Below are 322 nucleotides of genomic sequence, written 5' to 3' on the forward strand. Positions count from 1 at the left end.
CGCAGCAGACGGATGACGGCACCGCGCCAGATTTCTTCGACCTGCTGTTTTTTGAAGAACAGGTCACGCCAGACCCCGTGTTTGATATCAAGGCCGCCACGGGTAATTGAGACGTGGATATGCGGATGCTGATTGAGCTGGCGTCCGTAGGTGTGTAGCGCACAGAAAATGCCGACCTCGATGCCCAGCTTGCGCGCGTGCCTGAGCATGGCGCGGGTGGCGCAGCGAAAAAGGTCGTTGAGCAGCGGTCAGTTGCTATTGAAGAACGGCCACAGCAAGTGCGGCATGGTGAAGGTGATATGCTGCCAGTCGCAGTCAGGCA

1 pseudogene is annotated in these 322 nt (G+C 58.1%); it reads right to left on the reverse strand.

What is annotated here, in order from left to right:
• Window positions 1-322 (reverse strand): annotated as a pseudogene (locus U869_RS29875) (transposase); the annotation flags it as partial.

It is taken from the genome of Serratia sp. H1w, assembly GCF_000633355.1.
In the GTDB taxonomy this organism is placed as follows: Bacteria; Pseudomonadota; Gammaproteobacteria; order Enterobacterales; family Enterobacteriaceae; genus Chania.